Origin of the sequence: Ensifer sp. Root278, assembly GCF_001429285.1 — a bacterium.
Lineage (GTDB): Bacteria > Pseudomonadota > Alphaproteobacteria > Rhizobiales > Rhizobiaceae > Ensifer.
This window is the reverse complement of record NZ_LMJJ01000040.1, coordinates 77939-91266: the sequence shown is the minus strand read 5'-3', so window position 1 is coordinate 91266 and position 13328 is coordinate 77939. Positions and strand designations below refer to the sequence as shown.

The following is a 13328-nucleotide window of genomic DNA, read 5'->3' as shown; positions in this document are numbered from 1 at the left end:
GGGCTTTCAAGGGCATGCGCGAAGAACGGGAGATGGCATGATGTACCGAAAGGCCCTGCTTGGCGCCCTGATTGTGGCCGGCGCAACCAGCTTCATGGCGCAGGCCGTGATGGCAGCCGGCGAAGACACCAGCGAACCGCCCAAGAAGACCAAGACGACCAGCGAATGCACGGATGGCAAGGTGTGGGACGCAAAGAAGAATGCCTGCGTCAACGCCAAGAAAAGCGACCTCAGCGACGATATCCTGTTCCAGGCCGCCCGCGAGCTCGCCTATGCCGGCCAGTATGAAAATTCCATCAAGGTACTCGGCGCGGTCAAGGACCAGAAGAGCGCCCGCGTCCTCAACTATCTCGGCTATTCCAACCGCAAGGCCGGCCGCATGGAACTCGGCATGCAGTACTACAAGCGCGCGCTCCAGGCCGACGAGAACTACATTCTCGCGCGCTCCTACATGGGCCAGGCGCTGATCGAACAGGGACACGTCGAGGAAGCACGCGTACAGCTCGTCGAGATCCGCGATCGTGGCGGAGAGAACACCTGGGCCTACCGCGCGTTGCTGCAATCGCTTGGCGGCGTCCGCCAGTACTGACCCGACGGGAGCACGGGGCGGCGCCCGGCGCCGCCTCGATCGCAGCGCCAAACGACAGAGCGCCGAGCGCGCAAGAGACGCGCCGGCATTGGCTGTCTATCCCTTCTTTGCGCCCCCGCTGCTGCCGCTTGCAATGGGCGCGCTCTCGTTCTTCTTCTCCGACCATTCCGGCGGCAGACCGAGAGCACCACCGGCGATGCCGCCGAGACCGGATCCTTTCCCGAAAACAGCACAATCGGGATCTGAGGGCTTGCCGGTCACCGCATAGGCGACGCTGTTCTTGACGTTCTTCATCGAAGGCAGTTCGAAATCGGATTTCATCGGGTCACCCGATTTTTCCAGCAACGCACTGAAATCGCCCGAAAAATCTCCGGCAAGCTCAAAGGCGTCGGCTGCCGTCGATGCGCGGGAACCATTGGTGAGGATGTTGGCACCGCGCGCCCATGTCAGCCCGGCGATCTGCTTGCCCCGCGCGTCGAAAGCCTCCGCCTCGACTGCGAGACTTCCGAGACCGATCGGAATGCGCGGAACCGGAACGGGAGCGACCGCCGAGGTGACGGTCGACACGCCCGCAACAACGGCATTTGTCGATTTGACCTTGCTGATCACGGAGCGCACGGCCATATCCGCCGGCTTCGATATCGGCACGATATCGAACTGCGCACTCAGTGCTTCGCAGAGCGACCGGTCGATCGCCGTCGCCACCAGTTTCTTCTGCGGATCTCCAAGCTTGTCGAGATCGGCATTGGAAGCGAAGGTCGTCGGGATCACGTGCACCGTCTTCACGTTCTTGGTCGAGGCGGCATCCACCCGATACTTCGTCTTGGTCACCATCCCGTCGCTGGCGACGAAATCCTTGTAGGACGATAGCGATCCGGTTTCCATGACCTGAGCGCTCTGGCATGCGGCAAGCCCCGCAAGCAGCGGAACCACCGCACCAATGCGCATAGCCATGGCTCCTCGTCGAAGCTGGGCTCGGCCCCATCGGCCGCCCCCGATCCGGGCGGCATTCATTCTCTTGCTACGATGCTGTGCGTTCATTGGCGTGTCCCCGACATCGACTTGCAGTTGTGCGATGAGGTCCGGCCAGATTCGGGCCGAACTTTGACGCGATCTCGGGGCGCGGGTGCAGTTTACGGTAACGAAGCCCTTGGTTAACGGCGGCCGGCAAGCAAAAGCTTTTTGGGAAAAGACGCTATGAAGCAGCAGAATTTGCTTTCCGTTCCGGCACTTCCCTTGCAGACTAAGGGGCAAATGTTTCATATCATCCGGCTCGTGCCTCGCACCGCGAATAAATGCACGATCCGGCACGTTTCATTTGGAAGAGCAATGCGTCCAGCGGCAGAAACGAAGGACTTCAGACGCGACTTGGTCAGCCTCCTGCCCAAATTGCGTCGGTTCGCGATGACGCTGACGCGCAACGCCAATGATGCCGACGACCTCGTCCAGGAAGCCTGCGAGCGCGCGATCACGCGCAGCCACCTGTGGAACGGAGAGGGCCGGCTGGAAAGCTGGGTCTACGCGATGACGCGCAACCTCTGGGTCGACGAGATTCGCAAGCGCAAGGTCCGCGCCGGCAGCGGCACGGTCGATGCGCTCGGCCAGGACGAGCTCAGCATCGAGGCTTCGGCCGAAAAGGCCGTCTACGCCAACCAGTTGCAGAAGATGATCCTCTCGATGCCCGAGGGCCTGGCGAGCGTGTTCCTGCTGGTCAACGTCGAAGGCCATAGCTACCGCGAGACGGCCGACATCCTCGGCATTCCGATCGGCACTGTCATGAGCAGGCTGTCGACGGCGCGCCTCAGGCTTGCCGCCATGATCTCCGAGAATACCGAAAGGAGGGCCTGACCGTTGCAACAGACAAAGGGTCACGCACTCGAAGTTCGCCTATCCGCCTATATCGACGGTGAGATCGGCGAAGCGGAACGAAATGAACTCGACGCGCTTCTCGCCCGCGACGACGACGCCAAGGCTTTGTTCGAAAAGCTGAAAGCCGGCAGCAGCTTCGGCGATACGGCTTTTGAGGATTTTCTGCACGATCCCGTGCCGCTGGCCCTGGTGCGACAGATCAAGCAGGGTCCCGGTGTCAGCCCCAAAACCGAACGCGTGACGGCGACAGCCGCCAACGTCAGAAACGTGCGCATCTGGCCGCGCGTGCTTGCCGCATCGGTTGCACTGATGCTGCTCGGCGGTTCGGCCGGCTTCGTCATCGGCACGGCAAACAATGTGGGCGAACCGGCCGAAGTGGCAGCGGCGCGCGGTTGGCTGGACGATATCGCCGACTACCACCGCGTCTATTCGCGCCAGAAAGAGCATCTCGTCGAGGTTCCCGCCTCCGAGGCCCCCAAGATCGAGACCTGGCTTGCGTCCAGCGTCGGCGTTCCCTTCAAGATTCCGCAGCTTGGCGGCAAGGGCCTGACCTTCGAAGGCGCCCGTCTGCTGGTGGCGAACGGCAAACCCGTGGCACAGCTCGTTTACCGCAGCACTGAGGGCGAGATCTTCGCGATCTGCTTCCTCAAGAATACCACCGGCCCGCAGTCGAACGATTTTGACGAGAGCATCCGCGATGATCTCGGCATGGTCTCCTGGCAGAGAGGTGGCGCCTCCTTCGTGCTCGTCGGCCCTTCCGCCCATGTCGGGATGCAGGATATCGCCGAGGCCGCCGCCGCGACGATCTGAGTTCACGCCTTCAAAGCTTGGCTTTGCCGCAACCAACACGAAAATTCTGGAGCCGCCCCCTTGGCAACACCAGTTGCCAAGGCGGATTTCGCTGCCATGAAAAGCAGACATCGGCCGCGGCTCGGCAGAGAGCATAATTCCTGCGCCCATATTTGGATCAAGCAGAAATTTGTGTAGGCAACCAAACGGTTACACCTGCGCCCACGTCGCAAAATACACATATCGCCATGGTCAAATATTGAGTCCGAATTGGAGCGTCACAGCTCCCGCAAAATTGGCAAAAATCGGCAAGAAAAAACCAAAGGTTGACATTGCAATACTTTACCTCTATCTCTGACAAATCGATATTTGCTTGCTAAGCTTTGGTTACCGCGCATCTAGCAACTGCGCCCTGAACGAACCTTCCTTTCAAAAATCGCTATCACCATCCGCAGCGCTCCCGCGTCGCGGTCGTTCAATATGCTATGAGAGGGTTCTTCATGACCACCGGCACAGTTAAATGGTTTAATTCCACCAAGGGCTTCGGCTTCATTCAGCCTGACAACGGCGGCCCGGACGCCTTCGTCCACATCTCCGCCGTCGAACGCGCTGGCATGCGCGAAATCGTCGAAGGCCAGAAAGTCTCCTACGACATGGAGCGCGACAACAAGTCGGGCAAGATGTCGGCCTGCAACCTTCAGGCGGCCTGAATCGGTATCGGCTCTCCCTTGACCACGGATGTACTGGCACTGCCGAGAGCATGATACCCATCAAGGTCAGGCAATATGCCTGGCCTTTTTTATTTCCGCGCATCGAATGCACGTTCCCGCGACTGCGTTGCACATCGGGAATGACGTGACTGCCGTCGACGCGCCTGTAAGATCGGGATCCCCCATGACAGAGACCCACACCAAATCGCGCCAGCGGGCCGAGATTGCCTTTGCCAAGGAGCAATCGCAATTTTTTGCCCGAGGCAGCGCAGTCGAGGAACTCGACGCCATCGTGCAGGCACGCGAAGAGAAGACCTCGCGCCTGCGCGAAGCACGCCTGGCGAAGGAATTGCAAGATCGTCTGGCGGGTGCTGCCGCCCCCATTTCGAAACGCGTCAGAAAAACCTGACCTTCAGTCAGGGTGACACCTCAACTGGAAGAGAGACTTGAGAAACATCAGAAACAGTGAACTCACCGACCGTCGCAGCGCCGCTGCCGATGCGAAGAAAGCGCTTCTTGAAGCCTACCGCGCGGCAAAGGAAGCCGCAGAACCGACCCAGCTCGCCCGCCAGGCCGAGCGTCAGGCAGTCGCTGCGGCCCGCGAGGAACGGCGCGCTGGTCGCGAACGGGCGAAGGCCGAGGAGCGCGAGCGTTTGCAGGCCGAGGCGGCAGAGCGCGAGGCCGCCATCGCAGCCGCTGCTAGAGCCGAGACCGAGGCACGCGAGGCCGCTGACCGGAGCCGCATTTCGCGCGTGATCGAGGACGAGGCCGCTCGCAAGGCCGAACGCGACCGGCGCTACGCCAACCGCAAGGCGCGGCAGGCATAACAGGCGACCGGCGCGTCGGCATGACGCCGTCATGCCGAGCTGCGACTGCCCTGTCTCAACGATTGATCGAAAACGCCGCCCGTCCATTGAGGGCACGCGGCGTTTTTGTTGATCAGCCGCGCTTCATTTCCAGAACGCGGTTCGCCGCCGACACGATCGCTTCGAGCGAGGCGGCAACGATGTTGGTATTGATACCGGCACCGAACAGTTTTCCGCCCGGATGCTCCATCTCGACATAGGCGATGGCCGCCGCGTTGGAGCCGTGCTGCAGTGAGTGCTCGGAATAGTCAGCGACCGAAAGATCGATGCCGAGGTAGATCGACAGCGCGTTGATGAAGCCGTCGATCGGGCCGGTGCCCTTGCCTTCGATGCGCTTCACCTCGCCATTGTCGGTGATCTCGGCGGCCACCACGCGCACGCCCTTGTGCTCGCCGACCGGATAGGTGTGGTGATCGACGAACTTGATGCGCGCGCCCGGCTGCTCGACATAGCGCTCGATGAAGCGCTCGTGGATGCGCCTGGAGGGCACCTCCTTGCCTTCCTCGTCGGTAATGCGCTGGATGTCTTCGCGGAACTCGACCTGGAGGTTGCGCGGCAGGTTGATGCCGTAATCCTCCTGCAGGATGTAGGCGATGCCGCCCTTGCCCGACTGCGAGTTGATGCGGATGATCGCCTCGTAGGAACGGCCGACGTCGCGCGGATCAATTGGCAGATACGGCACTTCCCAGAGCGGCTTGTTGGCCGTCTTGATCGCCTTCATGCCTTTGTTGATCGCGTCCTGGTGCGAACCAGAGAAGGCCGTATAGACCAGCTCGCCGACGTATGGATGGCGCTCCGGAATGACCATCTGGTTGGAGTATTCGTAGACTTCCTTGATCCGCTCGATGTCCGAGCAGTCGAGCTGCGGGTCGACGCCTTGCGTGAACATGTTCAGCGCCAGGGTGACGACGTCGACGTTGCCGGTGCGCTCGCCATTGCCGAACAGCGTGCCTTCGACGCGGTCGGCGCCAGCCATCAGGCCGAGCTCGGTGGCGGCAATGCCGGTGCCGCGGTCGTTGTGCGGGTGCAGCGAGATGATCAGGTTTTCGCGGTTGTCGAGGTTGCGGCACATCCATTCGATCTGGTCGGCATAGATGTTCGGCGTCGCCATCTCGACGGTCGAGGGCAGGTTCAGGATCAGCTTGTTTTCGGGAGTCGGCTTGACGATTTCGGTGACCGCATTGCAGATCTCCAGCGCCACTTCGAGTTCGGTGCCGGTAAAGCTCTCGGGCGAATACTCGAAGCGGTAGCCGCCACCGGCCTTGGCTGCCATGTCGGTGATCATCTTGGCAGCGTCGGTGGCAATCTGCTTGATGCCGGCGACGTCCTTGGCGAAGACCACGCGGCGCTGCAATTCACTGGTGGAATTGTAGAAATGCACGATCGGCTGGTGGGCGCCCTCGAGCGCTTCGAAGGTGCGGGTGATCAACTCGGGCCGGCACTGCACCAGCACCTGCAGCGACACGTCCTTGGCGACGTTGCCCTCCTCGATGCACCAGCGGGCAAAGTCGAAGTCGGTCTGCGAGGCCGAGGGGAAGCCGATCTCGATTTCCTTGAAGCCCATGTCGAGCAGCAGCTGGAACATGCGGGCCTTGCGATCGTGACCCATCGGGTCGATCAGCGACTGGTTACCGTCGCGCAGGTCAACCGAGCACCAGATCGGCGCCTTGGTGATCGTCTTCGACGGCCAGGTGCGGTCGGTGAGTGCGATCTGCGGGTAAGGCTGATACTTCACCGACGCTTCCGGCATGCCGTTCTTGATGGAATGGGACTTCTGGATCATTGCAGCTTCTCTTCATCACTGAGCGCTCTGGCAGCATTGCCATAACCGATCGGGGACCGGATTGCGATGGCAAATGCCGCGGCGGGCGCGCCTTTGTCCTAAAACTCTATGGGGGTCGAGGAGCATCCGCCGGCGTGGCTTTTCGGCCGCCGGGCGCTCCTCAGCGAACCCGGCAACCGCGAGTAAGGCCGAGAAGAAGAAGCGATGCGAAGGCGCGCGACGGCGCACGATTGTCATCGTGTCCGGCGGGGATCGAGGCGATCCGATATGCGTCAGCCTTGGTCATGGTCAAAGCCTATACACGGCTTGCCGAACCGGAGCAAGCGGCACAATGCGCGCAGGTCGCTGCAAAAGAAAAGGGCACCGCCGCGATGCCGGTGCCCTTCATATCCGTTCGGCTGAAGCGAACTCAGATGTCCGCAGCCGAGGTGATGATGCGCGACACGAGACCATAGCTCTTGGCCTCTTCAGCCGACAGCCAGTAATCGCGCTCGGTGTCCTTGGCGATCTTTTCGACCGTCTGGCCGGTCGCTTCGGAGAAGATCTTGTTGAGGCGCTCGTTCATCTTGATGATTTCGCGTGCCTGGATCTCGATGTCCGAAGCCATGCCGCGGGTGCCGCCCGACGGTTGGTGAAGCAGGAAGCGGGTGTTCGGCAGGCAAAGGCGACGCTCCTTGGGAACGCCGACATAAATCAGCGCGCCGGCGGATGCGACCCAGCCGGTGCCGATCGTCCAGACCTTCGGCTTCACGAACTTGATCATGTCGTGAATGCTGTCGCCGGATTCAACGTGGCCGCCCGGCGAACTGACGAAGAGACGGATGTCCTCATCGCTGGCCGACGCAAGCGCCACGAGCTGCGAGCACACTTTCTGCGCCAGTTCCTGGGTGATCGTGCCGTAGATGAAAATCGAACGCGACTTGAAAAGGTTCGCCTCCGTTTCCTTGCCGAGCGGCAATTCGGTCTTCTTGTCGTCCTCGTCGTCGTTGTCGTACATCCGTGTTTCTCCGGCGTCTCATGAAGTCTTCAGTCAAAGTCAGATAATGCGACTCGACGCCGAAGACAATGCAACAAACCGAAGCGGCGACAAAGCGGCAAGGCGCACTTCGCTTATGGTAAAAACACCTACCGCCAAATGCCGTATAGACAGGTGGACAAAGGCCAATAAAATCAACCGCGCCAAACATTCAGAACGGGGCCATCCTCCCAGGCCTCGCCGATCCATGGGGACACGCATGAACAGACGCATCCTGATTGCTGCCGCGGCGCTGATCGCTTCCGCCGCTCCGGCCTTCGCCCACCTCAACCCGGAAGAAAACGGCTCGTTTGCGGCCGGCTTCTCGCATCCGCTCTTCGGCCTCGACCATATCCTCGTCATGGTCGCCGTCGGCCTCTGGGCCGCCCAGATTGGCGGCCGGGCACTGTGGATCGTGCCGACGGCCTTCGTCTCCATGATGGCGGCGGGCTTCGCGCTCGCCATGGCCGGCGTCGGACTGCCCTTCGTCGAGCCGGCGATCTTGGCCTCTGTGGTCGCACTCGGCCTGCTCGTCGCCATGGCGGTGCGCCTCGACACCGCTGCATCGGCGGCCATCGTCGGCGTCTTTGCCCTCTTCCACGGCCACGCCCATGGCGGTGAGCTTGGCAGCGCCGGGGCACTCGCCTTCTCGGTCGGCTTCATTGGCGCGACCGCAGCGCTTCATGTAGCCGGCATCGGTCTCGGCATCGCCCTTCAGCGCCTTTCCGGCGGCAACGTGCTGGCGCGCATCCTCGGCGGGCTGACTGCAGTTGCGGGTGCAGCCCTGATCTTCGGCTGAGATCAGGAAACGTGCAGCACGGACGCATTATCTTTCTGAACGGCACGTCCAGTTCCGGAAAATCCACGCTGGCAAAGGCGCTCCGGGAAATCCTCCCGGAGCCCTTCTGCTACTATGCGTCAGATCAGCTTGCCGACGCCGGCTTTCGGGTGCTCAAGCGTGGCATGCACCATGGGATGCGCGGCGAACGCAACAGGTTCTTCGACGGATTTCACCGCTCGATTGCGGCTTTCGCCGGGGCCGGCAACGATCTGATCGTCGAGCATATCGTCGAGGAGAAAAGCTGGTCCGACGAGATCAGAAAACTGACAGCACATCTGGACGTCTTCTGGATCGGCGTTCATGCGCCTATCGAAGACCTTGAGCGTCGCGAGCGCGGCGATCGCACGATCGGTGAAGCCCGGTTTCACCTCAAGACGCATGCCCACTGCAACTACGACCTCGAAGTGGATACGCACGAACCAACCGATCAGGTTGCCGCGCGCATCGCTGATGCCTGGCGCCAACGCCGGGCTTTCAAGCCGTAGCGGAGACCCCGCTTTTTCCCTTACCCGCGACCGCGATAGGTCGGCACGCCCTGATCGGGCAGCCACAGGCCCTCCGGCGGCTTGCCGGTCTGCCAGAAGACGTCGATCGGGATACCGCCACGCGGGTACCAATAGGCGCCGATGCGGAGCCAGCGTGGCGAAAGCAGCGAGACCAGCCGCTGGGCGATCTCGATGGTGCAGTCCTCGTGAAAGGCGCCGTGGTTGCGGAAGGAGTGCAGGAACAGTTTCAGCGACTTCGATTCCACCAGCCACTCATCCGGCACATAGTCGATGACGATATGGGCGAAATCCGGCTGCCCGGTCATCGGGCAGAGCGAGGTGAACTCCGGCGCGGTGAAGCGCACCAGATAGTCCTTGCCCTTGTTGCCGCTCGGCACCCGCTCCAGCACCGCCTCTTCCGGGCTTTGCGGCAGGTCGACCTTCGCGCCCAATTGCGAGAGGCCAGATACGTCAGTCTTGCTCATTTGCCTGTTGCTCCGTGAGAACATCCGCGCGTGGGTTCGGTCGATACCGGCTTGCGCCCTCGCCGACCCGCCCCGTTTGCGGCCCTTAAATCAGAACTGCCTTAAGAAGGAAATCTTCTCGCAGTTCAAGCGATATCGGCCGTTTGTGTTTTCAATGGCGCGCTGACGTCGTCTTGACGCGCACGCCGTGCGCCTTCTCGCCCTCCGGCTCCACATGGATCGCTATCCTGGCGCCCGGATGCACCACACGGATCGCATCCTCGATCCGGTCGCAGATATCGTGCGCCTCGCCGACCGGCATCGCTTCCGGCACGACCATGTGGAAGTCCACAAAGATGGCCGGACCGGCCTGACGGGTCTTGAGATCGTGCACGCCGAGCGACCCCGCGGCATTGGCGGCGATCGCCTGCTTGATCGCCTCTTCCTCTTCCACCGAAACCGCCCGGTCCATCAATCCATCGATCGAACGCGAGATCACCATCCAGCCCTGGAAGAGGATGTTGCAGGCGACGACGACGGCGAGCAGGGGGTCGAGGATCGCGTAGCCGGTCGCGATGGCAAGCACGAGGCCGACGAGAACGCCGATCGAGGTGACGACATCCGACAGGATATGGTGACCATCGGCACTCAGCGCCGGCGAGCGATGGTTGCGGCCGGCTGTGATCAGCACATAGGCCCAGATGGCGTTGACGACACCCGCGGCGAAGTTGATCGCCAGGCCCAGAGCCGGCGCTTCCATCACCACCGGCGCCATGATCGCCGGCACCGCTTCCCAGACGATCAAAAGAGCTGCAACGACGATCAGCACGCCTTCGATGACGGCTGAAAAATACTCCGCCTTATGGTGGCCAAAGGGATGGCCGGCATCCGCCGGCTTGGAAGCATAACCGATCATCAGATAGGCGATCACTGCAGCGATCACGTTGACCGTGGATTCGAGACCATCGGACAAAAGGGCCACCGAGCCGGTGAGCCACCAGGCAAGAAGCTTCAGCCCCAGCACGGCCAGAGACAGCGGAATGCCCCAAAAGGCAAGCCGCAGGACGGTTCTGTTGTCGGACGCAGACATTTTTATCATTCCCTATGCAGATGCAAACGAGTTGCAAACGCAAGCCCATTGAAACGCAAAACCGCCCGCGCGAATTTCGCGCAGGCGGTCTATCGCTAAGCATATGAGCGATTGGGCCCCTCTTGTCAAAGCTTGGTTCGGCTGGCTCCGGTTTCTCCGCAGGCAATGACCTCGAGGGCCAACAGCTTGGCTTCGATTTCGTCGCCGTCGGCAACCTTGCTACCCCGGCCAATGAAGAAGAACACGACGGCTGCGGTCGCAACCGTGATGCCAGTCAGCAGCCAAAGCAAGGCACTGAACGCATCGCCATAGGCGTGGAGGAGAACGACGTGCGATGTCTGCGGTGCAAGCAGCGCTGCGTCCGTAAGGTTGCCAGTCACGACGCGCTGGGCCATTGCAGCGGCATTCGCGCCGGCCTCCGGCCCCAGGTTCGAAGCGGTGAGCGCGGAGAGAACTGCGCTCACGATCGCGAGCGCAACCCCCTCGCCTGCGACACGCGTGGTGCTGAAGATCCCCGTCGCCATGCCCGCGCGCTCCTTCGGCACGACGCTGACGGCAAGCCCGTCCATCAGCCCCCAAGGCAGGCTGATGCCAAGTCCTATCAGCAGCAGAGGTGCGAGCAGCACGGTCGGCTCGGAACCCACCGGAAACCGGCTTAGCCAGAAGAGCCCTGCCGCCGAGAACAGCAAGCCCGCTCCACAGATCGCTGCCGGCGTGAACCAGCGCGTCAACAGGCCTGCGGCAATTGGCAGGATCAGAAGCGGCGCAGACATCGCGATCATCATCTGGCCACCTGAGACCGCGCTCATGCCCTCGATACCGATGAAACGCACGGGAAGCAGGATGAGTAGGACGACGAAGCCATAGGCGGGAGCTGCCGCAAGCAATTGCACGCCGACGAAGCGTGGATAGCGAAAAAGCGTCAGATCGAGCATGGGCCGCGCGACCGACCGCTCGATCCGCCAGAAGGCCAGAAAGAAAAGTACGGAGGCCGCGAACATGGCGACCACGAGCGGGTGGCTCCAGCCGCTTTCCGGTGCCTGCAAAATGCCGAAGGTGAGCGCAGTCAGCGCCGCGGTGAAACTCGCAGCTCCCTTCCAGTCGAGGCCGGTGGCATCCGGATCCCACGTCTCCCGCATGAAAACCGCTCCGAGTGCCAGCGCCAGGCCAGCAAGAGCAACGACGAGCAGGAAGATCGCGGGCCACCCGAAGGCCTCGACCATCAGGCCCGAGGCGATTGGCCCGAAGGCGAGGCCGACGCCGAAGCTGGCGCCAACGAGGCTGAAGGCTCTCAGCCGCTCGTTTCCTTCGAACTCCTGGGCGAGCGAGGCCATGCCGCCGGAGAAGGCGGCGGCTGCCCCTATCCCTTGAAGCGCTCGCAACACGTCGAACCAGACGATATTGCCGGCGAATGCCAGAGCAGCAGAGAACAGCAGGAACGCGGCAAGACCGCCGAGGAAGACGCGCTTGCGACCGAAACTGTCGGCAACTGCGCCTGCCGCCATCAGCGAACTGCCGAAGGTCAGCATGAAGGCATTGGTGACCCAATTGAGCGCGATCGGATCGGCGCCGAGGCTGCGGCTGATCGCCGGCAACGCCACGGCTGGTCCCGTGAAGGTGAGCGGCATCGCGGCCGCCGCGCAGCAAACCGCGAGCAGCACGAACCGGCGTCCGCGCCCGTCTTTGAACTTTTCTCTCATATCGTCCATCCGTTGGAGCAAAGGAGATACCCACACAGACTTCCTGGAAACCTGCAGCTGGACGTCCGCCGCTTGGGCATCGATTGACGAATGCAGGATAGTTTCGCCATAATCGGCTGAGAATTGTGCCAAGAGGACAGGCATACCGGAACAGAACGCTCGAATAGGAAGTCAGCAATGGATCGCCTGAGTGGATTGACCGCCTTCGTGCGCACCGCCGATCTCGGCAGCTTCGTCGCCGCTGGGCGCGTGCTCGGCCTGTCCGCCTCCGCGGTCGGCAAGGCAGTCACTGCTCTCGAAAAGCAGCTCGGCGTGCGCCTGCTGCAGCGCTCGACCCGTAGTATCCGGCTGACCGAGGAGGGACGCCTCTTTCACGAGCGCTGCCGCCGCATCCTCGACGACCTCGACGATGCCGAAGCCTCATTGGCCGAGGCCGTGGCCGTTCCACGCGGTCGGTTGCGCGTCAGCGTGCCGATCGTCAGCTACCATTTGCTGCTGCCGGTGCTGCCGGAGTTCGTGCGGCGCCACCCCGAAATCGAGCTCGACCTCGACTTCAACGATCGCATCGTCGATCTGATCGACGAGGAAGTCGGCGTCGCCGTCCGCAGCGGCGTGCTGCCGGATTCCCGGCTGATGACCCGGGCGCTGCGACCGTTCCAGCTTCTGCTCTGCGCCGCCCCCGCCTATCTCGATCGGCACGGCACACCCGAATGCCCGCGTGACCTCGACGGGCACCATGCGATCCGCTTCCGTTTTCCCAACAGCCGGAAGCTGCAGGAATGGCCGATCGCCATGCCCTCAGACGGACCCGGACCGCAGATCAAGACCGTGCTCACCAGCAACAACATGGAGGCGCTCAGCGGCGCCGTCCTCAGCGGTCTCGGCATCGGCTGCCTGCCGGATTTCCTCGCGCGCCAGCCACTCAGTGACGGCCGGCTCCGCACGGTGCTCGACGCCTATCTCGACGCTCCCGGACAGTTTCACCTCCTCTGGCTGTCAAACCGCCATCTATCGCCAAAGGTGCGCGTGTTCGTCGATTTCCTGGGCGAGCGGCTTTTTGCCGATCGCTGCGAGCGCGCGCCAGCCATTCAGGCGACACGGTAGGAACAAAAAGGGCCACCTCCATG

Annotated in this window: 15 protein-coding genes; 8 read left to right on the top strand and 7 right to left on the bottom strand. The window is 62.1% G+C overall.

The genetic code is table 11. The features are described from left to right. Positions 1 to 37: 37 nt before the first annotated feature. Complete coding sequence (locus tag ASE60_RS22245) at positions 38 to 589, top strand: tetratricopeptide repeat protein (protein ID WP_057253080.1); 552 nt, start codon at positions 38 to 40, stop codon at positions 587 to 589. A 96-nt stretch (positions 590 to 685) separates the two neighbouring features. On the opposite strand, the gene ASE60_RS22240 is transcribed toward ASE60_RS22245, so the two are convergent. After that, positions 686 to 1543: a DUF3313 domain-containing protein gene (locus ASE60_RS22240; RefSeq protein WP_162261317.1), complete on the bottom strand. Its 858-nt coding sequence runs from the start codon at positions 1541 to 1543 to the stop codon at positions 686 to 688. Between the two features lie 375 nt (positions 1544 to 1918). On the opposite strand from ASE60_RS22240, the gene ASE60_RS22235 reads away from it, so the two are divergent. The 5 genes from ASE60_RS22235 to ASE60_RS22215 all read left to right on the top strand — a co-directional run bounded on the left by ASE60_RS22235 (position 1919) and on the right by ASE60_RS22215 (position 4784). Then, positions 1919 to 2437, top strand: a complete 519-nt coding sequence (locus ASE60_RS22235; protein WP_057253076.1) for an RNA polymerase sigma factor — start codon at positions 1919 to 1921, stop codon at positions 2435 to 2437. A 3-nt stretch (positions 2438 to 2440) separates the two neighbouring features. Then, a complete protein-coding gene (locus ASE60_RS22230) occupies positions 2441 to 3268 on the top strand; it encodes an anti-sigma factor (protein ID WP_057253074.1) in 828 nt (275 codons plus the stop codon). A gap of 479 nt (positions 3269 to 3747) precedes the next feature. Then, positions 3748 to 3957, top strand: a complete 210-nt coding sequence (locus tag ASE60_RS22225; RefSeq protein ID WP_053248201.1) for a cold-shock protein — start codon at positions 3748 to 3750, stop codon at positions 3955 to 3957. A gap of 184 nt (positions 3958 to 4141) precedes the next feature. Next, positions 4142 to 4366, top strand: a complete 225-nt coding sequence (locus tag ASE60_RS22220) for a hypothetical protein (protein WP_057253071.1) — start codon at positions 4142 to 4144, stop codon at positions 4364 to 4366. 37 nt (positions 4367 to 4403) lie between these two features. Next, positions 4404 to 4784 carry a DUF6481 family protein gene (locus tag ASE60_RS22215; protein ID WP_057253069.1) on the top strand — a complete coding sequence of 127 codons (381 nt, stop codon included), beginning with the start codon at positions 4404 to 4406 and terminating at the stop codon, positions 4782 to 4784. A gap of 112 nt (positions 4785 to 4896) precedes the next feature. Here the strand turns inward: ASE60_RS22215 and leuA are convergent, their stop codons facing one another. Further along, entirely contained in the window at positions 4897 to 6606 is a 1710-nt protein-coding gene (gene leuA / locus ASE60_RS22210) for a 2-isopropylmalate synthase (protein WP_057253066.1), read from the bottom strand. A 409-nt stretch (positions 6607 to 7015) separates the two neighbouring features. After that, positions 7016 to 7603: an ATP-dependent Clp protease proteolytic subunit gene (locus ASE60_RS22205; protein ID WP_057253064.1), complete on the bottom strand. Its 588-nt coding sequence runs from the start codon at positions 7601 to 7603 to the stop codon at positions 7016 to 7018. A gap of 238 nt (positions 7604 to 7841) precedes the next feature. Between ASE60_RS22205 and ASE60_RS22200 the strand changes: the two genes are divergently transcribed. Beyond that, positions 7842 to 8420, top strand: a complete 579-nt coding sequence (locus ASE60_RS22200) for a HupE/UreJ family protein (protein WP_057254325.1) — start codon at positions 7842 to 7844, stop codon at positions 8418 to 8420. Between the two features lie 119 nt (positions 8421 to 8539). Here the strand turns inward: ASE60_RS22200 and ASE60_RS35825 are convergent, their stop codons facing one another. The 4 genes from ASE60_RS35825 to ASE60_RS22180 all read right to left on the bottom strand — a co-directional run bounded on the left by ASE60_RS35825 (position 8540) and on the right by ASE60_RS22180 (position 12201). Then, positions 8540 to 8926, bottom strand: coding sequence for a hypothetical protein (locus ASE60_RS35825; protein WP_244495682.1), 387 nt, complete (start codon positions 8924 to 8926; stop codon positions 8540 to 8542). Between the two features lie 41 nt (positions 8927 to 8967). Continuing rightward, positions 8968 to 9432 (bottom strand): preQ(1) synthase, encoded by a 465-nt coding sequence (gene queF / locus ASE60_RS22190; protein ID WP_057253061.1) that lies wholly within the window; start codon positions 9430 to 9432, stop codon positions 8968 to 8970. Between the two features lie 151 nt (positions 9433 to 9583). Beyond that, complete coding sequence (locus ASE60_RS22185) at positions 9584 to 10501, bottom strand: cation diffusion facilitator family transporter (protein ID WP_057253059.1); 918 nt, start codon at positions 10499 to 10501, stop codon at positions 9584 to 9586. A 125-nt stretch (positions 10502 to 10626) separates the two neighbouring features. Continuing rightward, positions 10627 to 12201, bottom strand: coding sequence for an MFS transporter (locus tag ASE60_RS22180; RefSeq protein ID WP_192494798.1), 1575 nt, complete (start codon positions 12199 to 12201; stop codon positions 10627 to 10629). A 177-nt stretch (positions 12202 to 12378) separates the two neighbouring features. Between ASE60_RS22180 and ASE60_RS22175 the strand changes: the two genes are divergently transcribed. After that, on the top strand, positions 12379 to 13305 hold the full coding sequence (locus tag ASE60_RS22175) for a LysR substrate-binding domain-containing protein (protein ID WP_057253054.1): 927 nt from the start codon (positions 12379 to 12381) through the stop codon (positions 13303 to 13305). Positions 13306 to 13328 lie beyond the last annotated feature (23 nt).

What these genes read in the sequence shown, in the direction of transcription:
- leuA (WP_057253066.1), bottom strand. Translation starts at nt 6,606, where the DNA reads ATGATCCAGAAGTCCCATTCCATCAAGAACGGCATGCCGGAAGCGTCG.
- ASE60_RS22235 (WP_057253076.1), top strand. Translation starts at nt 1,919, where the DNA reads ATGCGTCCAGCGGCAGAAACGAAGGACTTCAGACGCGACTTGGTCAGC.
- ASE60_RS22240 (WP_162261317.1), bottom strand. Translation starts at nt 1,543, where the DNA reads ATGGCTATGCGCATTGGTGCGGTGGTTCCGCTGCTTGCGGGGCTTGCC.
- ASE60_RS22245 (WP_057253080.1), top strand. Translation starts at nt 38, where the DNA reads ATGATGTACCGAAAGGCCCTGCTTGGCGCCCTGATTGTGGCCGGCGCA.
- ASE60_RS22205 (WP_057253064.1), bottom strand. Translation starts at nt 7,603, where the DNA reads ATGTACGACAACGACGACGAGGACGACAAGAAGACCGAATTGCCGCTC.
- queF (WP_057253061.1), bottom strand. Translation starts at nt 9,432, where the DNA reads ATGAGCAAGACTGACGTATCTGGCCTCTCGCAATTGGGCGCGAAGGTC.
- ASE60_RS22175 (WP_057253054.1), top strand. Translation starts at nt 12,379, where the DNA reads ATGGATCGCCTGAGTGGATTGACCGCCTTCGTGCGCACCGCCGATCTC.
- ASE60_RS22200 (WP_057254325.1), top strand. Translation starts at nt 7,842, where the DNA reads ATGAACAGACGCATCCTGATTGCTGCCGCGGCGCTGATCGCTTCCGCC.
- ASE60_RS22225 (WP_053248201.1), top strand. Translation starts at nt 3,748, where the DNA reads ATGACCACCGGCACAGTTAAATGGTTTAATTCCACCAAGGGCTTCGGC.
- ASE60_RS22220 (WP_057253071.1), top strand. Translation starts at nt 4,142, where the DNA reads ATGACAGAGACCCACACCAAATCGCGCCAGCGGGCCGAGATTGCCTTT.
- ASE60_RS22180 (WP_192494798.1), bottom strand. Translation starts at nt 12,201, where the DNA reads ATGAGAGAAAAGTTCAAAGACGGGCGCGGACGCCGGTTCGTGCTGCTC.
- ASE60_RS22185 (WP_057253059.1), bottom strand. Translation starts at nt 10,501, where the DNA reads ATGTCTGCGTCCGACAACAGAACCGTCCTGCGGCTTGCCTTTTGGGGC.